Annotated in this window: 13 protein-coding genes; 3 read left to right on the top strand and 10 right to left on the bottom strand. The window is 72.1% G+C overall.

Features of this window, described 5'->3' with window-relative positions:
- Nucleotides 1-79 precede the first annotated feature (79 nt).
- The 3 genes from ACZ7L1_RS28735 to ACZ7L1_RS28725 all read right to left on the bottom strand — a co-directional run bounded on the left by ACZ7L1_RS28735 (nucleotide 80) and on the right by ACZ7L1_RS28725 (nucleotide 4140).
- A complete protein-coding gene (locus ACZ7L1_RS28735; protein WP_471441016.1) occupies nucleotides 80-1702 on the bottom strand; it encodes a serine/threonine protein kinase in 1623 nt (540 codons plus the stop codon).
- 114 nt (nucleotides 1703-1816) lie between these two features.
- Nucleotides 1817-3091: a 4-hydroxybenzoate 3-monooxygenase gene (locus ACZ7L1_RS28730; protein ID WP_471441014.1), complete on the bottom strand. Its 1275-nt coding sequence runs from the start codon at nucleotides 3089-3091 to the stop codon at nucleotides 1817-1819.
- A gap of 77 nt (nucleotides 3092-3168) precedes the next feature.
- A complete protein-coding gene (locus ACZ7L1_RS28725; RefSeq protein ID WP_471441012.1) occupies nucleotides 3169-4140 on the bottom strand; it encodes an LLM class F420-dependent oxidoreductase in 972 nt (323 codons plus the stop codon).
- 190 nt (nucleotides 4141-4330) lie between these two features.
- Here ACZ7L1_RS28725 and ACZ7L1_RS28720 point away from each other — a divergent pair, with 190 nt between their 5' ends.
- On the top strand, nucleotides 4331-5770 hold the full coding sequence (locus ACZ7L1_RS28720; protein WP_471441010.1) for a serine hydrolase domain-containing protein: 1440 nt from the start codon (nucleotides 4331-4333) through the stop codon (nucleotides 5768-5770).
- Here the strand turns inward: ACZ7L1_RS28720 and ACZ7L1_RS28715 are convergent.
- Genes ACZ7L1_RS28715 through ACZ7L1_RS28705 form a run of 3 tightly spaced genes read right to left on the bottom strand, consistent with a single transcriptional unit; the run spans nucleotide 5767 to nucleotide 9276 of the window.
- Entirely contained in the window at nucleotides 5767-6117 is a 351-nt protein-coding gene (locus ACZ7L1_RS28715) for a UBP-type zinc finger domain-containing protein (protein WP_471441008.1), read from the bottom strand. The genes ACZ7L1_RS28720 and ACZ7L1_RS28715 overlap by 4 nt on opposite strands.
- Complete coding sequence (locus ACZ7L1_RS28710) at nucleotides 6114-7574, bottom strand: ATP-binding protein (protein ID WP_471441006.1); 1461 nt, start codon at nucleotides 7572-7574, stop codon at nucleotides 6114-6116. Before ACZ7L1_RS28710 ends, ACZ7L1_RS28715 begins: the two co-directional genes overlap by 4 nt.
- 22 nt (nucleotides 7575-7596) lie before the next feature.
- Nucleotides 7597-9276: an NAD(P)/FAD-dependent oxidoreductase gene (locus ACZ7L1_RS28705; protein WP_471441004.1), complete on the bottom strand. Its 1680-nt coding sequence runs from the start codon at nucleotides 9274-9276 to the stop codon at nucleotides 7597-7599.
- A 133-nt stretch (nucleotides 9277-9409) separates the two neighbouring features.
- Here ACZ7L1_RS28705 and ACZ7L1_RS28700 point away from each other — a divergent pair, with 133 nt between their 5' ends.
- The gene (locus ACZ7L1_RS28700) at nucleotides 9410-10279 is read left to right on the top strand and encodes a universal stress protein (protein WP_471441002.1); all 870 of its coding nucleotides are present in this window, start codon (nucleotides 9410-9412) and stop codon (nucleotides 10277-10279) included.
- A gap of 13 nt (nucleotides 10280-10292) precedes the next feature.
- On the opposite strand, the gene ACZ7L1_RS28695 is transcribed toward ACZ7L1_RS28700, so the two are convergent.
- From ACZ7L1_RS28695 to ACZ7L1_RS28680, 4 genes are all read right to left on the bottom strand, one after another.
- A complete protein-coding gene (locus tag ACZ7L1_RS28695) occupies nucleotides 10293-11048 on the bottom strand; it encodes a dienelactone hydrolase family protein (protein WP_471441000.1) in 756 nt (251 codons plus the stop codon).
- An 89-nt stretch (nucleotides 11049-11137) separates the two neighbouring features.
- Nucleotides 11138-12394, bottom strand: coding sequence for a DUF4032 domain-containing protein (locus tag ACZ7L1_RS28690; RefSeq protein WP_471440998.1), 1257 nt, complete (start codon nucleotides 12392-12394; stop codon nucleotides 11138-11140).
- Nucleotides 12395-12522: 128 nt separating this feature from the next.
- On the bottom strand, nucleotides 12523-15024 hold the full coding sequence (locus ACZ7L1_RS28685; RefSeq protein ID WP_471440996.1) for a SpoIIE family protein phosphatase: 2502 nt from the start codon (nucleotides 15022-15024) through the stop codon (nucleotides 12523-12525).
- A 99-nt stretch (nucleotides 15025-15123) separates the two neighbouring features.
- Complete coding sequence (locus ACZ7L1_RS28680) at nucleotides 15124-17049, bottom strand: AMP-dependent synthetase/ligase (protein WP_471441127.1); 1926 nt, start codon at nucleotides 17047-17049, stop codon at nucleotides 15124-15126.
- Between the two features lie 187 nt (nucleotides 17050-17236).
- On the opposite strand from ACZ7L1_RS28680, the gene ACZ7L1_RS28675 reads away from it, so the two are divergent.
- Nucleotides 17237-17602, top strand: coding sequence for a cupin domain-containing protein (locus ACZ7L1_RS28675; RefSeq protein ID WP_471440994.1), 366 nt, complete (start codon nucleotides 17237-17239; stop codon nucleotides 17600-17602).
- Nucleotides 17603-17643 lie beyond the last annotated feature (41 nt).

Here is a 17643-nt window from a genome sequence, read left to right as displayed (position 1 = left end):
CCCGGCGGCAGATGCGGGGCGCGGTCCGTGACCGTGTCCCGCATCTGCCGCATCGAGGGGTTCACCAAGGCCTGTCCACTCACTCCGCCGGCGGCCGGAACGTTCTCAGGAACACGTTCAGTGCCTGCTCGTCGGCGGTGCTCTGCGCGTCCGCCGCCGGGGTCGTCCAGCGCAGGGAGCAGCCGCGGCCGTCGCCGAGGAGGAAGCCCCGCCCGAAGGTGCGCATCCGGACCCCGTTCACCGTGGACAGCCACACCATGTCGGCGCCTTGGTGGCCCTGGTAGGTCACGGCGCGGATGTCGCCCACCCGTGTGTACTCGGCGTACGTGCTCCTCAGGGACGGCTCCAGCTTCCGCCACACGGCGACCGGATCGGTACCGAGCCGCACGCTGTAGGTGACCGCCAGCGTGCGAGGGTCCCCGCTCGCGCCGAACGTCACCCGGTAGGTGCCCTCGGCGGCCTTGAGGGTGTCAATGGGCTTCCATCCCTGGGGCAGGTCGATGGAGAAGCCCTCCGGCGCGTCGTAGCGGCGGAAGGTCGTTGCGGGGTTGCTGGTGGCGGGTGACGACGGGGGTGCGGACGGTGCCGGTGCCGCACTCGTCGTGGGAGGGAGAGTCGTGCCGTCGGTGTCGTGCCCGGACGGCGCGGCCGGCCGCGAGGGTGCGACGGAGCGCGACGGCTCCGTCCCTGTCGCCGACGCGCCGCGTCCCTCCGAGCCGAGCGTCGCGACGAGGACCGCGACCGAGGAGGCCACGAGTACGAGCCCCGCCCCCACGAGCACCGACCGGCGCACGGCCGGTCCGCCCCAGGCCCGCCCCGCCCGGTGGGCGACCAGCCACGCTCCCCTCAGGCGCGGCATCAGCGTCTCCTGTGTGGGCTCGTCGAGGTCGTCGCTCACGATGCGCACCAGGGAGGCACGCACCGCGGACTCCGGGACCCGCTCCAGGGCGTCGCGGCGCAGCAGCCCCGTGATGGCCGGGGCCAGCGGCCCGGCGCTCAGCGGGGGGCGCAGCGGCAGCCGGTCCACGGCGCGCAGTGTCGCCTCGGCCGGGCCCCGGTCCCGGAACGGCGGACGGCCCTCCACCATCGCGTACAGCAGCGCTCCGAGCGCCCACTGGTCCGCCGCCGGCCCGGCGCTCGAGCCGCGGGCCTGTTCGGGGGAGGCGTACGACGGCGCGGTGACCCGCTGGGTGACGGACGTTCCGATCAGTCCGAACCCGGTCACCACGATCTGGCCCCCCTCCTGCACGAACACCTGCCCGGGGCTCAGGTCCCCGTGGGTCACGCCCCGCCGGTGGGCGGCCTCCAGGACGTCGAGGATCCCGAGGCCGATGCGGGCGGCACGCACGTGGTTCAGGGGCCCGCGATCGAGGATCTCCCCGAGGGGCGTGCCGTCGATCCGATCCGTCACGGTCCACAGGACACCGTTGTCGTCGACCACGTCGAGGACGGTGGCGATCCGGCCGGGGCACAGCAACTCCATGGCCTCCGACTCGCGCAGGATCCGGGCGATCGTGCGGCGCGAGCTGACCTCGGGCCGCAGTGGTGCCAGCCGTGACTCGGTGAGGGTGACCGGTCGTGCGAAGTCCGCGTCCTCGCCGAGCCAGACGGTGCGCCCCTGCTCCCGGTGGACGACTTCGAGCGTCCTGTACCGTCCGGCGACCAACTCCCCTGTGGAGACCTGCCCGTGGTCCATCGTCATCCCTCGCAGCGCACCGGACTCTCCCTTTCCCGGATGTACGGTGGACGTGACGGTGGGTGTTCAAAGAAAGGCGATTTTCTACGAGCCGGATTTCTCCGACCCGCCGCGCACCGCTCACACGTGCGAAAACGTGCCGCTTTGGCTACTCGTCGGTAGTTTACCGTCGGTTACCTCTGTGGTCGCACCGGTGTAGGACTCGGCGAACGCGGCCGCCGCCGCAGGGGAGTGGAACAGCCGTCGCAGCCGGGCGGTGGCGTTGCCCGCGCGGAACGGATCACCCGACGACGGCCCGTGCAGCAGCTCCGCGAACCACTCCGAGAACTCCTGGTACTGCCACACACGCCGCAGGCAGGCCGCCGAGTAGCCGCGCAGGCCGTCGGTGTCGCCCGTGCGGTGGCAGGCGATGAGCGCGTCCGCGAGCAGCAGCGCGTCGTGCAGGGCGAGGTTCATGCCCTTCGCGGCGATCGGAGCGACCAGGTGCGCCGCGTCGCCCGCGAGGAACAGCCGCCCGTACGCCATCGGCTGGACCACATAGTTGTGCATGTCCAGGACGCGCTTCTCGATCAGCCGCCCTTCGGTCAGTGGCGGCGCCCCGGCGACGGACAGCCGTTCGCGCAGCTCGGACCAGACACGGTCGTGCGGCCAGTTCTCCGGGTCGTCACCGGGCGGCACCTCGAGGTAGTAGCGGGTGACCTGCGGGCTGCGCGCCATGTGGGCGGCGAAGCCGCGCGGATGGACCCCGAAGACCACGCAGTCCGACGACGGCGGCGCCTCGGCGAGCAGCGCCAGCCAGCCGACCCCGTGGTCGAGCCGCGCGAGGTGCGCGCGCTCCGACGACAGAGCGGCCCGGGTCACACCACGGGCGCCGTCGCAGCCGGCGATCACCTCACATGCGATGCGCCGGTGCTCACCGGAGTCCGGATCCGTGTACGACACGGACGGCTCGTCGGTGTCGATGCCGTGCACCTCCACGTCCCGCACACCGAACCGTATGTCGCCCCTTTTGACGTCCGCGTACGCGCGTACGAGGTCGGTGACGAGCAGTGGCTGCGGGTAGACGAAGTGGTGGTGGCCGGAGATCTCCGTGTACGGGAACCGGAGCCGCTCCCCGTGGACCCGGAACTCGCACTCGCTGTGCGTCTGCGCCGTCTCCAGCAGCCGCCCGGCCAGTCCGTGCCGCTCGAGGGCCCGCACGGCCCACTCCTCGAGGAACCCCGCCCGCGGCCGCTGTTCGATGAACTCCCTGCTCTCCGCCTCCAGGACGACACAGTCGACGGAGGCGTCCCGCAGGACGTTGGCGAGCGTCAGCCCGGCCGGACCGGCGCCGACGATGACGACGGGAACGCGCGGCTCGGGCGGGGGAACGGGGGTGGGGGAGGAGTCGATCATGCCGTCATTATGGCGGCGTACCGTCAACCCCTCACAGGGCAGGCGCGGTTACGCCTGCCCACCCCGTTGTCGCGGCCTCAGCCCAGGGCTTCCCGCAGGGCCGGCAGAAGCTCCTTGCTCGACCACTCGATGTACTCGGGCTGTGACTCGCCACCGATCTGCACCAGCGCGATCTCCGTGAACCCGGCCTCGGCATAGGGCCGTACGGCCTCCACGAAGTCCGCCGGGTCGTCGCCGCACGGAATGGAGGCGGCCACGTCGTCGGGCGTGACGAACTGGGTGGCCGACGCGAAGGAATCCGGATGCGGCAGCTCGGAGTTGACCTTCCAGCCGCACCCGAACCAGCGGAACTGTTCGTGCGCCCGCTGGATCGCCGCGTCCCGGTCCCGGTCGTAGCAGACCGGCAACTGCCCGACCCGCGGCTTGCCCTCGCCGCCGTGCCGGTCGAACGCGGTCAGCAGCTCCTGCTTCGGCTCCGTGGCGATGACCAGGTCGGCGAGCCGGCCCGCGAGCGCGCAGGACCGCTCGCCGGAGACGGCGACGCCGATCTGCGGCGGCTCGTCCGGCAGGTCCCACAGCCGCGCAGAGTCCACGCTGAAGTGCTTGCCCCGCCGGCTGACATGGCCTCCGCCGAACAGGTCGCGGATGATGCCGACCGCCTCTTCCAGCATCTCGTGCCGCACCTCGACCGAGGGCCAACCCCGGCCCACCACGTGCTCGTTGAGGTTCTCGCCGGCGCCGAGTCCCAGCCGGAAGCGGCCCTGGGACAGCAGCTGCATCGTCGCCGCCTTCTGGGCCACCACCGCCGGGTGGTAGCGGACGGTCGGACAGGTCACATACGTCATCAGCGGAATGCGTGAGGTGGCCTGGGCGGCGGCGCCCAGCACGCTCCACGCGTAAGGGGCGTGCCCCTGCTCCCGCAGCCAGGGGAAGTAGTGGTCGGAGGTCACGGAGAAGTCGAACCCGGCCTCCTCGGCCCGCACCACATGGTCGACGAGCTCGCGCGGGCCCGCCTGTTCGGTCATCATCGTGTATCCGATTCGCACCATAAAGCCCGGGTTCCCGGTTGGACGGGACGAAAACTGGCCATGAGGGCCGTGCGACGGCACCGTGGACACCCGCCGGGCGGACACGGAAGGATGGCGGATACAGCGATCAGCCGTCCGGTCGGGAAGCGCGGTCAGCGGTCCAGACCGGCAGTTGTCCGATCACCGCCGAGACCGTACAGGAGGCCGCCCGATGAGTGCCCGCCCGTTGCCCGTCAGCACACCCGCGGAGCAAGGGGTCGACGCCCGTGGCATCCAGGCGTTCCTCGACGCGGTGGAGACGGCGCCGGACATCGAACCGCACAGCCTGATGATCCTGCGCCACGGCCGTCTGGTGGCCTCCGGCTGGTGGGCGCCGTACACCGCCGACCGCCCCCACCTGCTGTACTCGCTCAGCAAGAGCTTCACCTCGACCGCCGCCGGGCTGGCCGTCGCCGAGGGCCTTCTCGACCTCGATGCGCCGGTGATCTCGTACTTCCCCGAGTTCGAGGCGGACATCACCGACCCGCGCAGCCGCGCCATGCTGGTCCGGCACGTCGCGTCCATGGCGAGCGGACACCTCGCCGAGACCTGGACCGAGGCGTTGGCACACGACCGTGCGGAGCCCGTGCGCGGCTTCCTGTTGATCCCGCCGGACCGGGACCCCGGCACGGTCTTCGCCTACAACCAGCCCGCGACGTACACGCTCGCCGCGATCGTGCAGCGGCAGTGCGGACAGCCACTGACCCAGTACCTGCGCCCGAGGCTCTTCGACCCGCTCGGCATCGGGGAGGCCGCCTGGGTTCAGCATCCTCGAGGCCGCGACCTCGGATTCACCGGGCTGCACGCCGCCACGGACGCGGTCGCCCGCCTCGGCCAGCTCTACCTTCAGGACGGCGTCTGGGAGGGCAGGCGCGTGCTGCCGTCGTCCTGGGTGGCGCAGGCGACACACCCGCACATCGCCACCGACGGCTTCATGGCCGGGGGCCCCGTGCCGGACTGGCAGCAGGGATACGGCTACCAGTTCTGGGGGTCACGGCACGGGTACCGGGGCGACGGGGCGTACGGCCAGTTCTGCGTCGTCCTGCCCGAGCACGACGCGGTGGTCGCGACGACCGCGGCGACCGAGCAGATGCAGCAGCTGCTGGACGCGATGTGGCGCCACCTGCTGCCCGCGCTCGGGCCGGCCCCGCTGATCGGCCGCGACGACGAGGACAAGGCACTCCAGCACCGCCTCGAACGCCTCGCGCTGCCCCCGGTCGCGGCGGACGCCGAACCCGGACTCCGGTCGGGTGTCCACCTCACACCACAGGGCGGCCACTGCTCGGAACAGCCGACGTTGACGGCGGTCGAGGTCACCCACGAGGACGGCACCTGGAGGATGACCCTGGTCGAGGGCGAGGACCGTCTCGTGCTCCGTCTTCCGGGCTCCGCCTGGGCGGTCGGGGAGGACCCGCTTCCCACGGCGACGAGCGGCGGCTGGACGACCCCGGACACCCTGAGCGCCGACGTCCTGTTCCTGGAGACGCCGCACCGCCTGACGATCACGGGCACGCCCGGCACGGGCACGTTCACGGCCCACTGGCACACCACACCGCTGCACGCGGGGCCACTGAACCGGCACCGGGCGCCCCGAGCGGGACGGCCCGGCTAGCCGAGCGTCTCCATCCAGTTGGCCGGGACCCGCCCCCGTGGCCCGGGCGCGGGCTGGTCCTCGGGGTGACAGGCCGGAGGGGCCAACTCGGGCCCGGCCTCGTACAGCTCGGAGGTCTCGTAGTTCCAGAACCAGTCCTCGCCCGGCTCGAAACTGCGGATCACGGGATGCCCGGTGGCGTGGAAGTGCGCGGTCGCGTGCTTCGAGGGCGAGTCGTCGCAACACCCGATGTGCCCGCACTGCGCGCACCGTCGCAGATGGAACCACCATCCGCCCGCCGCGTCGCACTCCACGCACCCGGTGCCGCTCGGCGGGACGTTCGGGTCGATCCCCTGCACTGCGCTCATGACGACGCCTCCGGTGCTGTCTCGGAATCCACGGCAGTGAGCGGCAGCCGTACCTGGAAGCGCGTGTCGCCCGGCTCGGACCGCACGCTCAGACTGCCGTGGTGCTTGTTGACCACGATGCGCCAGGAGATGTCCAGGCCGAGCCCGGTTCCCTGGCCCACCGGCTTCGTGGTGAAGAACGGGTCGAAGATACGGTCGCGGATCTCCTCCGGCACACCCGGACCCGTGTCGCGGAACTCCACGAGCAACCGGTCGTGGTCGAGGGCCGTCCGAACGGTCAACGTGCCCTCCCCGCCCGCGTCGTTCATGGCCGACACCGCGTTGTCGATGAGGTTGGTCCACACCTGGTTCAACTCGCCCGGATAGGCGGGGATGTTCGGCAGGGACCGGTCGTAGTCCTTGACGAGGGTGATCCGCTTGCCGATCTTCCCGGACAGCATCATCAGGGTGCTGTCGAGGAGTTCGTGCACATCGGCCGTTCGGTACGGCGCCCGGTCGAGCTGCGAGTACTGCCGAGCCGCGTTGACGAGCGTGGAGACCCGGGTCGTGGAGTCCTCGATCTCGTTCATCAGCAGTTCGGTCTCGACCGTGTAGTTGAGCCAGCGGACCGCACCCTCCAGCGTCCGCTCGTCGACGGCCGCCGCGACCTGGTCCAGCCAGTCCGTGTCGAGCCCGGCCTGCACGAACGTCGGCGCGAGCTGCCAGCCGCCGTCGATACCGTGGTCGTCGAGCCAGTCGGTGATCGCGTCCTCGCGGTCGGACGCCTCCAGCGGGCTGACCGGCGCGGCCTTGGCGACCTGTTCGGCGGTCCGCTCCTGGATCTCGACCAGTGTCAGCAGGGCGTCCGGCTCGTAGCGTCCGGCGGCGATCACGCCCAGCTTGTGCCGCATCCCGGCGACCCGCTCGCGCAGCGCCGAGGTGGCGCGCACGGCCGCCGCGGCCGGGTTGTTCAGCTCATGGGTGAGTCCGGCGGACAGCGATCCGAGTGCCAGCAGCCGCTCCCGCTGGTTGATGACCTGCTGGGTGTTCTTGGAGCCGAAGAACAACCCCTCCAGCAGGTGTACCGCCATCGGGAACCAGTCCCGCATGATCGAGGCGAACGTCTCCGCGGGCAGGATGAAGAACCGCGAGGGTTCGGTGACCCGCATCGAGCCGCCGTACGACGCCGCGGCCCGGTCGCCCAGATACGCCTGGAAGGCACCCGCGTACACACCGCGCTGCGAAGTCCGGTTGACCTCCACGTCGTCGGCGCCGACCCGCCGCGACAGCACGACCGTCCCTTTGAGGAGGACGAAGAAGCAGGTGGCGGGCTCGCCCTCGGTGTAGACCGGGCCGGGGTCGAACTCCTCCACCCGCCCTTCCCGGCACAGCCGCGCCAGCTGCTCGTCGTCCAGCTTCTCGAACAGGAAGAGCGTCTTCAGCTCCGCCCGGTCGCACGCCATCGGCCGGCCGCCCATCACCACTCCCCGCGCGTCGAGTTCATGACTGCTCCAGATACCGGTGGACGAGCATCACGGCCATGGCTCCCTCGCCCACCGCGGAGGCCACCCGCTTGGCGGACTCGGCGCGCGCGTCGCCCGCCACGAACACACCCGGGACGTTGGTCTCCAGGTGGTACGGGGGCCGGTCCAGCTCCCAGCCCTTCGGCGGCTGCCCGTCGCTCGTCATGTCGGGGCCGGTCGGGATGAATCCCCGCTCGTCCCGCAGCACCGTCCCCTCCAGCCAGTCGGTCAACGGCGCCGCTCCGATGAACACGAACAGCCACTGGGCGTCGACGAGTTCGGTCTGCCCGGTCGCCACGTCCCGCAGCGTCAGCTTCTCCAGATGGTCCGAGCCGTGCGCCGCGTCCACCACGGTGCGGGTGCGGACGTGAATGTTCGGAGCGTCGTTGATCTGCTGGATCAGGTAGTGCGACATCGACGCCGACAGCGACTCGCCGCGTACCAGGAGGTTGACCGACTTGCAGCCCCGGGACAGGTACATCGCCGCCTGGCCCGCCGAGTTGGCGCCACCCACGATGTACACGTCGTACCCGGAACAGGCCGGCGCCTCCGTCAGCGCCGAACCGTAGAACACCCCGCACCCGGTCAGCTCGACGAGCCCCGGCGCCTGGAGCTGCCGGTACGACACGCCGGTCGCCAGGATCACGCTGTGCGCGCCGATCGCGGTCCCGTCCGAGAACCGAACGATCCGCGCGGCACCGTTGACCTCGAGAGCGGACACCTCCCGCGCGGTGAGGATCTCCGCGCCGAACTTCTTCGCCTGCCGACGCGCCCGGTCCGTCAGCTGCGCGCCCGACACACCGTCGGGGAAGCCGAGGTAGTTCTCGATCCGGGAACTCTGCCCGGCCTGGCCGCCGGTCGCGGACCGCTCCACGAGCAGCGTCCGCAGCCCCTCCGACGCCCCGTACACCGCCGCCCCGAGCCCGGCGGGCCCGCCGCCGATCACGACCAGGTCGTAGAACTCCGAGGTCGGCGTCGTCGCCAGGCCCACGTGCGCGGCCAGTTCCGCGTCCTCCGGCTCGACCAGCGGCGTGCCGTCCGGGGTGACGACGAGCGGCAGTCGCCCCCCGTCCTGCCCGGCCGCCGCCAGCAGTCGCTGCCCCTCCGGGGTCTCGACCGAGTACCAGCGGTAGGGCACCTGGTTGCGGGCCAGGAACTCCCGTACGTCCGACGAGCGCGCCGACCAGCGGTGGCCGACCACCTTGGTGGTGGGAACGGGCCGGTAGTCGGAGGTCCGCCACGCCTCCAGCAGATCGTCCAGGACCGGGTAGAGCTTCTCCTCGGGCGGGTCCCACGGCTTGAGGAGATAGTGGTCGAGGTCGATCACGTTGATCGCGTCGATGGCCGCGTTGGTGTCCGCGTACGCCGTCAGGAGCACCCGCCGCGCGCCCGGGTAGACGTCCAGGGCCTGTTCCAGGAACTCGATGCCGTTCATCTGCGGCATCCGGTAGTCGGCCAGGATCACCGCCACCAGGTCGCCGCGCAGCTTCAGCTCCCGCAGCGCCTCGAGCCCGCTCTCACCGGACTCGGCGCGCACGATGCGGTACGACTCGCCGTAGCGGCGGCGCAGGTCGCGCGCCACGGCACGCGACACTCCGGGGTCGTCGTCCACGGTCAGGATGACGGTCCGTGCAGCTGCCCCCGCAGCCTGTGCCATAAGGTCTCCCGCCCCGAGCTCATCCACGTCTCGGCCATCGTATGTTCGATCGTCCGGTTTCGCTCCTGAACCCGGTGCGCACCTGACCGGTGGCATGATCACCTTCACGGAGCAGCGACAGGAAGGCAGCAGCATGACCCGCCCGATCACCGTGGGAGTGGACGGATCGCCGGAGAGTGCCGCCGCGGCGGCCTGGGCGGGCCGGGAAGCCGTGCGCCGGGGCCTGCCGTTGAGGATCGTGCACGCCTGGCAGTGGCAGGCCCTGGACGTCGCCCTGGCGGCCGACGAGGACGCCCAGGCCCGGTGGGCCCGCCAGGTCGTGGACGCGGCCCGGGGCACGCTCACCGAACGGCACCCGGCGCTGACCGTGACCGCCGAGGCGCTCCAGGGAGCGCCCGTCGAGTCGCTGGTCGCCGAGGCGGCCACGGCCGAACTGCTGGTGCTGGGCTCCCGCGGGCACGGCGCGGTCGTCGGGTTCCTGATCGGCTCCGTCGGCCAGCAGGTGATCGCCGAGTCCACCCGGCCCGTGGTGCTGGTCCGCGCGGACGACCGGCCCGCCACCGAGGCGGCGGGCCACGACATCGTCGTGGGACAGCACGGAGGGCCGGACGACAGCGCGCCTGCGCTCGCCTTCGCGTTCGAGACGGCCGCCGCCCGGGGCGCGGCCGTCCGCGTCGTACGGGCCTGGAGCCTGCCGCCCGTGTTCGCCTACAGCCCCGGCTCGCTCAAGCTGCTCGACGAGGCCGGTGGGCTGGCACAGTTCGAGAGGAAGGCGCTCGACGAGGCGCTGCGCCCCTGGCGGGACCGTCATCCCGATGTGCCGGTGACCGAGCACGTGGAGATGGGCAGTGCCGCCCAGGTGCTGCTCTCCGCGGCCGGCGACGCCCAGCTCGTGGTCGCCGGACGCCGTGCCACCCGGGCCGTGGGGCCCGGCATCGGATCGGTGGCGCACGCGCTGCTGCACCACGCGCCCTGCCCGGTGGCGGTCGTACCGCCCGCCTGACCCGGGCTCCGACTCACAGGGCGCGGTCGAAGAGGGCCAGCAGCTCCCGCCAGTGCCGTTCCGCCGCCTCGGCGTGGTAGCTGGACGTGTCCTCCTGGGTGTAGCCGTGCGGGGCGCCCGGGTAGACCTCGCAGCGGTGACGCACACCCGCGTCGGTGAGCGCCTTCTCCAGCCGCTCGATCTGCTCGGGCGGCAGGGAGTGGTCCTGGTCGGCGTGTCCGAAGTACGCCTCCGCGGTGATGCGGTCGGCCACCAGATGGGGGCTGTCCGGCTTGTCGGTCGCCAGCTGCCCGCCGTGGAAGCCGGCCACGGCGGCGACCCGGTCCGGATGCGTGCCGGCGGTACGCAGGGCCAGGCGGGCGCCCATGCAGTAGCCGGTGACACCGACCGGGCCGTCGGCGGCCTGCGGGCAGTCGGCCAGCCGACGCAGATAGGCGTCGGCATCCCGCTCCACACGCTCGGGCGTCAGCACCCGCATCATCGGCATGACCTGCTGGAAGATCTCCGGGCGCGCCGACGGGTCGATGAAGTCCGGCAGCTCGATCACGGGCGACCGGCCGTGGCGGTAGAAGACGTTGGGGACCAGGACCGTGTAGCCGTGCCCGGCGAGGCGGTCGGCCATCCTCTTCAGGGACGGGCGCAGTCCGAAGGCGTCCATGTAGAGCAGGACCGCGGGGTGGGGGCTGTGATCGTCCGGGTGGGCGAGGTACGCGTCCGCCGTGCCGTCCTCGGTGGGGATGTCCACGGACGTTCCACGGGTGGCGGTCATGTGTGGTTCTCCTGCCTGTCGACGTCCGGCCGGCGACGACCCCGGCCGGGCCTTCCCGATCATCATCGCAACGCCGGTCGGCGGGTCGCTCAGGAGGGGCGAACGGGACCGTCTTCCTCCTGCGGATCGGCCAGCGTCTCGCGGACCCTGGGCAGGATGTTGTCCACGTAGTCCTTCACGGCGGTGTCCAGACCGATGTCGTGCTGGGCCCGCTCCGACAGATACCACCGGTGTTCCAGCAGCTCGTGGTACAGCTCCGCCGGATCCATCGCCCCCCGCAGCTCCGGCGGTACCGCGCGCACGGTGGGCCGGAACACGTCCCGCACCCACCGGTGGGCGAGCACCTCGGGCCGGGCGGTGAGGGGGTCGCCGGGAGCGTAGTCGTCCTGGGTGGCCATCCAGCTCTCCAGGTCGTTCAGCAACCGCCGCGCCTGGTTCTCCTCGGCGTCGAGGCCGGTCAGCCGGAGCAGCTGCCGCTGGTGGTGCCCGGCGTCGACGACCTTCGGCACGAAGGTCACGGTGTCACCGTTGGAGGAGTGCGAGATCTGCATCTCCGCCACGTCGAACCCGAGGTCGTTCAGGCGGCGGACACGGCGGTCGATGTAGTGGTGTTTGCCCGCCGGGTAGACGGAGGTGCGGGTCAGCTCGTCCCACAGACCCGAGTACCGCTCGCAGATCTCCGTGCCGAACGCGACCGGATCGACCGACGGGTGCAGTGCCCCCGAAGCCTCCAGATCGAGCAGCTCGCCGCTGATGTTGACGCGTGCCAGATCGAGGTCGTACTCCCGCTGCCCCGGGCTCAGCCGGGGGTGCAGCTCGCCGGTCTCCGCGTCCACCAGGTACGCGGCGTAGGCGCCCGCGTCGCGCCGGAACAGGGTGTTGGACAGCGAGCAGTCCCCCCACGCGAACCCCGCCAGATGCAGACGGACCAGCAGCACGGCCAGGGCGTCCATCAGCCGGTGCATGGTCGCGGGCCGCATGGTCGTCTCGAACATCGAGCGGTACGGCATGGAGCCGCGCAGATGCCGGGTGATCAGCACCGGCTCCAGGGGCTCGCCGTCCTTGCCGGTACGGCCGGTGACCACGGCGAGCGGGTCCACCGCCGGGATACCGAGTCGGTCGAGGTCCCGCAGCAGCTCGAACTCGCGCACCGCGGGCCGCTGGGCGAGCTCCTTGACGGCCACCACCTCCGTACCGGCGCGCGCGTAGCGCACCACGTGCCGGGAGATACCGCGGGGCAGCGGCACCAGGTAATGCTCCGGCCACTCCTCCAGGGGCACCTGCCAGGGCAGTTCGAGCAGGAGCGCGGGATGCTCCGGATTGGTCGCGCTGATCTGCAGAGCCATCGATGAACTGTCCTCGCCTCACGGTCGGCCGACGTACCAAGGAGCATCACCGCACCAGCACGGCACCGGAGTCAACAGGCGGCCCGGATCTTGGACGGGGATGAGCCCCCACCACCCGCGCGCCGGGGCTACGACGCACCCTCACCCCGCCGCGCCGCCAGCAGCAGCGCGATGTCATCCGGCCGGTCCGCCGTGCGTCGCGCCCGGTCCGTGAGCCGGTCCGCGAGCTCCGCCAGGGTGAGCCCCGCCCACCGACGGGACGCCTCCCACTCCTGCGACAGCGCCGCACGCAGTTCACCGACCCCCTCGTCGATGTCCGCCCCGGGCCGCTCGACCAGCCCGTCCGTGTACAGCGCCAGCACGGCACCCGGTTCCAGCCGCAGCCACGTCACCGGATACCGGGCCTGCGGGTCCACCCCGAGCACCACCCCACCGGGCAGGTCCAGCACGTCCGTACGCCCGTCCGGATGGCCCAGCAGCGGCTGCGGATGTCCGGCCCGCGCGGCCCGCGCCGCCCCCGTGACCGGGTCGAGACGGATGTAGCAGCAACTCGCGAACTGCCCCGGATCGAGGCCGATGAGCAACCGGTTCGTCCAGCTCATCACCTGGTCCGGAGAATGGTCGCCCAGCGCGAACGCCCGTACCGCGCTGCGCAGTTGACCCATGGTGGCCGCCGCCTGCACGCCGTGCCCCTGCACATCGCCGATGACCAGGGCGAGACCGTCCCCGGCCTCCACCACGTCGTACCAGTCGCCGCCCACGTCCATGCCCTGCGTGCCCGGCAGATAGCGGCCCGCGGTCTCCACCTGGGGGTGGGTGGACAGCCGTTGCGGCAGCAGGGCCTCCTGCAGACCGCGGGCCAGGGCCGCCTCGGAGTCGTAGCGGCGGGCCCGCTCCAGGGCCTGCGCGATCAGCCCGGCGAGCGCGGTCAGCACCGTGCGCTCCTCGGAGCTGAAGGTCCGCGGCCGCTCGAAACCGAGGATGCACGAGCCGACCGGCCGGCCGGAGGCGATCAGTGGCAGGTAGGCCCGCGAGCCCACCTGGGCGTCCAGCGGAATGCCCGGATAGGTCGCCTCGAGCTGCTGCATGGACTCGAAGAACAGGGGGCGGCCGGTGGTGAGCGTCTCCACGCCCGGCAGCCTGGCATCGAGCCCGACTCCCTCGAACTGGTCGAGGAACCTCGGCGGGAAGCCGGTCTCCCAGGCCAGATACAGACGCCGCTCGTGCAGCAGGTAGATCGCGAGATGGCGCCCCCCGAACGCGGGCAGCAGCTCCCGCATCACCACCTCGGACACCTGACGGGCGGTCAGCGCCTCGGACAGCGCGATCGCGAGCACGATGGGGCGGTACACCGGGGCCAGAGCGCCCTGCGCGCCGAGCGTCCCCGCGGCGGTCGTCGTCGCCGTCTCCTCCACCGAGGCCGCCTCCGCCGTGTGCCCGAGCGGCACCACCCGGCAGGTCACCACGTCGGGGCCGGGATAGACGGACAGCGTGAGCCAGTCGCCGTCCCGCTCTCCGTGCGGCCCGGTCGAGGGGCGCTCGACCTGGAAGTGCACCGGTTCCGACGACAGCAGCGCCGCCCGCAGATGGTCCTCGTAGGCGGGCCTGTCCAGCCACGGAACGGCCTCCAGCAGCGGCCGGCCGACCAGTTCCGCCGCCGGCCGCCCCAGCAGACCGGCGGCCCGCGGGTTGATGTAGGTGATCAGGCCCAGCCGATCGAACGCGAACACCCCCTCCGGGAGCAGGTCCGTGGCGCCCTCCGCCGCCGGGCCGGGTCCCGGGTCGATGACGAGACCGCCCACCCGGTGCTTCCCGTGCCCCGGCCCCTCCGTCCAGAACTCCAGCAGCCGCTCTCCGCCGTCCTGCGCCCGCACCCGCAACGGCCGCACCGGCGAGCCGCCGGCCGCCGTCTCGCGCAGCGCGGACAGCACCAGGTGCGCGTCGTCGGGGGAGACGGCTCGGGCGAGCGCCTCCGGCGAGCGGACGACGTCGTCCGCGGAGCCCGCGGCCAGCCCCCGGAAGGTGTCGTCCGTGGTGACCGTACCGTCGGCCGGGTCCCATACGAAGTGCCCGATGCGGCCCTGTGGCCGGCCGGTCACAGGGGGGCGTACACACAGCGACGGCCCGTCCCACACCACCGGATGTCCGCTCCCCTCCAGGGCGGCCAGGGCGCGACCCAGCCGGTCCGCTATGGCCGTCAGCCGGCCCCGGTCGGGCAGCGCCTCGGTCGCGGACGGCGCCACGGGCCGCAGCACCGTCAGCACGCCGTACGTAGTGGCACCGGCCCGCACGGGCACGTACATCGAGCCGAAGCGGAACGGCAGCCCCGCGGACAGCTGCGGATAGCGCCGCATCGTCTCCGTGGCGTCGGCGAGCGCCACCGGCACGCCCAGCCGGTAGGCGTCCGCGACGGGGAACGGCCGGTCCTGGTGCAGCCGCGACCACGGTCGGAAGAGTTTCGAGGGCAGCCCGGAGAGCACGGCCAGGCGCAGCACACCCGGCGTGCCGGAGCGCAGGTACACGCCGCACGCCAGACCGCCCACGGACCGCAACGCGTCCACCACCGCGCAGGTCAGCGCCGTGGTCGGCGTCCCGAGTGCGCTGCCCGTGTCGTCGATGCTCCCTGGCATCGCTCTGCCCTCGTCCCCGGCCGTCGGGTCCGTACCACAGTCAGCATGCGCCGCCCCGTCGTGCGCGCGCATCCCGGCGGACCGGCGGCCGGGAAGCGGTCACCGCACGCGCCGGAACACGTCGTCCGAGTCGTCCCAGGTGGGCAGTTCCTCCGGCCGCCGCTCCCGTGGAACGCGCGACGCCGACTGGTACATGGCGTCGATCTCGACCGCGTACCGGCGGGCGATGGCGTCCCGGCGCAGCTTCATCGACGGCGTCAGCAGCCCGTTCGCGACGTCGAACGGCTCCGGCAGCACCCGGAAGACCCGAATCGACTCGGACCGCGACACCGTGCTGTTGGCGGCGGCCACGGCCCGGGCGATCTCCTGCCGCAGCGCGTTCTCCTCCCGGGCGTCCCGGCCCGGGGTGTCCCCGCGCGTGAACAGGGCGCCGCGCCAGTGCGCCACGAACTCCGGGTCCAGGGTGATCAGGGCGCCCACGCAGGGCCGGTTGTCGCCCACGACGACCGCCTGGTGAATGAGCGGATGCACCCGCAGCCGCTCCTCCAGCGCCGCCGGGGCCACGCTCTTGCCGCCGCTCGTGACGATGATCTCCTTCTTGCGGCCCGTGATGGACAGATAGCCCTCGGAGTCCAGCCGCCCGATGTCGCCCGTGGCCAGCCAGCCGTCGCGCAGCGCCGTGCGGGTGCCGTGGTCGTCGCCCACATATCCCTGGAACACCGACGGGCCGCGCACCAGGATCTCCCCGTCCTCGGCCACCCGTACGTCGACACCCGGAAGCGGACGCCCCACCGTGCCGGACTTCTCCCGTCCGATCGGCTGCGCGGTGATGCCTCCGCTCGTCTCGGTGAGCCCGTAGCCGTCGTGGACGAGGATGCCGATGCCCGCGAAGAAGAGGGCGAGTTCGCGGTTCAGCGGCGATCCGCCGGACACCGCCCCGCACACCCGCCCGCCCAGCGCGGCGCGCAGCTTGCGGTACACGACCTTGTCGTAGAGGGCGTGCTGCAGCCTCAGGTCGAAGCCGGGGCCGGGCCCGGTACCCAGCCGCTGTCGCTCGGCCGCGCGCGCGTAGTCCTGCGCGGTGCGAACGGCCCGCGAGAACAGGGCGCCCCGGCCCGCCTGCTGGGCGGTCTGGAGGAACTTCTTGTACAGCTTCTCGAAGACGAACGGCACCGCGTACAGGTACGTGGGCCGGAACGTCAGCAACGACGAGGCCAGGGCCTCCGCGGCCAGCTCGGGTTCATGGCCCATGAGGATGCCACCGCGCAGACACAGCTCCTGGAGCATCAGCCCGTACACATGCGAGAAGGGCAGGAAGACGAGGATGGAGGGCTGCTCACCGGGCGGTGCCGCGGTGTGCCCCCAGCCGGCCAGCAGCGTGTCGCAGGGGCTCGCCAGGTTGCGGTGGCTGAGCGCGCAACCGCGGGGGTGTCCGCTGGTGCCGGAGGTGTAGGCGACGATCGCGGTCGAGTCCGGCAGCACGATCCGGCGCAGTGAGTCGACCGTCGTGGCCGGGACCGGGCGGCCACGCGCCACGAGGTCGTCCAGCGCGCCCACGTCCAGTTGCCAGACGTGGCGCAGCCGGGGCAGTGAGCCGCACACCGACCCCACGGTCATCACGCCGTGCTCGTCCTCGACGACCACGGCGACGCAGCCGGCGTCCCTCAGGATCCACTCGACCTGCTCGTGCGAGGACGTCGGATAGATCGGCACCACCTCCGCGCCGATCGCCCACAGCGCGCAGCTGAGCAGAGTCCACTCGTAACGGGTGCGCGCCATGATGGCCACGCGGTTGCCGGGGCGGATGCCGGAGGCGACGAGTCCCCTCGCCAGATCGACCACTTCGTCCCGTAGCCCGGCCGCCGACATGGGGATCCAGGATCCTTCGTCGCTGCGGCGTGCCACCAGGGCAAGTCCCGGGTTCCGGCTCGCCCTGTCGAAGACGCTGTCGGCGAGTCCGCCCGTCATCACGGACCCTGACACCGGGTCCGGGGCGGCCGGACGGGCGTTCCCAAAGTCGCGCATGCGCCGCCCCCCGAGGCCTTCCTGCTTGATCGCCGACGGATGCGGCGTCGGCGGTGCTCGAATGTAGCCCAGGTTTCCGCCGGACGTGCCGGAAACGGCGACGAACCCGCCGGCCTCGCTCTGGCGGTGCCGGGTGGACGGGTGGACGATGAAGTCGTGGGAGCCGTTCACTGCGGAGGGAGCGGTCATGCTCGAGGTGAAGGCAGCCGACAAGCCTGACGAGCGGCGTGATTTCCCCCGGGGCCACCTGGAGGCCGTCCATCTGACCGGACTCGACTTCGCGGTCGGGACCTTCGAGCCCGGCTGGCGCTGGTCGGAGTCCGTCGCCCCGATCGCCGGCACGCAGAGCTGCCGGTTCCGCCACAACGGCTATGTCGTCCGGGGACGGATGCACATCCGCATGGACGACGGGGCGGAGGAGGAGCTCGGGCCCGGCGACGTCTTCGTGTGCTCGGCCGGGCACGACGCGTGGGTCGAGGGCGATGAGCCCGTCGTGGTCCTGGACTTCGCGGGTCCCATGGCACAGGACTACGCGAGGGCGGACCGCGCATAGCGGCGGACAGCGAAGGTGCACGGGGACCCGCCGCGCCGTAC

The organism is Streptomyces sp. NPDC107546 (genome assembly GCF_055639175.1).
The sequence above is the reverse complement of the archived record's forward strand: the minus strand, read 5'-3'. Positions and strand labels throughout refer to the sequence as shown.

Bases quoted from the DNA above. Each gene is read 5' to 3' on its own strand.
- ACZ7L1_RS28720 (WP_471441010.1), top strand. From the start codon at position 4,331: ATGAGTGCCCGCCCGTTGCCCGTCAGCACACCCGCGGAGCAAGGGGTC.
- ACZ7L1_RS28675 (WP_471440994.1), top strand. From the start codon at position 17,237: ATGCTCGAGGTGAAGGCAGCCGACAAGCCTGACGAGCGGCGTGATTTC.
- ACZ7L1_RS28730 (WP_471441014.1), bottom strand. From the start codon at position 3,091: ATGATCGACTCCTCCCCCACCCCCGTTCCCCCGCCCGAGCCGCGCGTT.
- ACZ7L1_RS28690 (WP_471440998.1), bottom strand. From the start codon at position 12,394: ATGGCTCTGCAGATCAGCGCGACCAATCCGGAGCATCCCGCGCTCCTG.
- ACZ7L1_RS28735 (WP_471441016.1), bottom strand. From the start codon at position 1,702: ATGACGATGGACCACGGGCAGGTCTCCACAGGGGAGTTGGTCGCCGGA.
- ACZ7L1_RS28710 (WP_471441006.1), bottom strand. From the start codon at position 7,574: ATGGGCGGCCGGCCGATGGCGTGCGACCGGGCGGAGCTGAAGACGCTC.
- ACZ7L1_RS28685 (WP_471440996.1), bottom strand. From the start codon at position 15,024: ATGCCAGGGAGCATCGACGACACGGGCAGCGCACTCGGGACGCCGACC.
- ACZ7L1_RS28705 (WP_471441004.1), bottom strand. From the start codon at position 9,276: ATGGCACAGGCTGCGGGGGCAGCTGCACGGACCGTCATCCTGACCGTG.
- ACZ7L1_RS28725 (WP_471441012.1), bottom strand. From the start codon at position 4,140: ATGGTGCGAATCGGATACACGATGATGACCGAACAGGCGGGCCCGCGC.
- ACZ7L1_RS28700 (WP_471441002.1), top strand. From the start codon at position 9,410: ATGACCCGCCCGATCACCGTGGGAGTGGACGGATCGCCGGAGAGTGCC.
- ACZ7L1_RS28695 (WP_471441000.1), bottom strand. From the start codon at position 11,048: ATGACCGCCACCCGTGGAACGTCCGTGGACATCCCCACCGAGGACGGC.
- ACZ7L1_RS28680 (WP_471441127.1), bottom strand. From the start codon at position 17,049: ATGCGCGACTTTGGGAACGCCCGTCCGGCCGCCCCGGACCCGGTGTCA.
- ACZ7L1_RS28715 (WP_471441008.1), bottom strand. From the start codon at position 6,117: ATGAGCGCAGTGCAGGGGATCGACCCGAACGTCCCGCCGAGCGGCACC.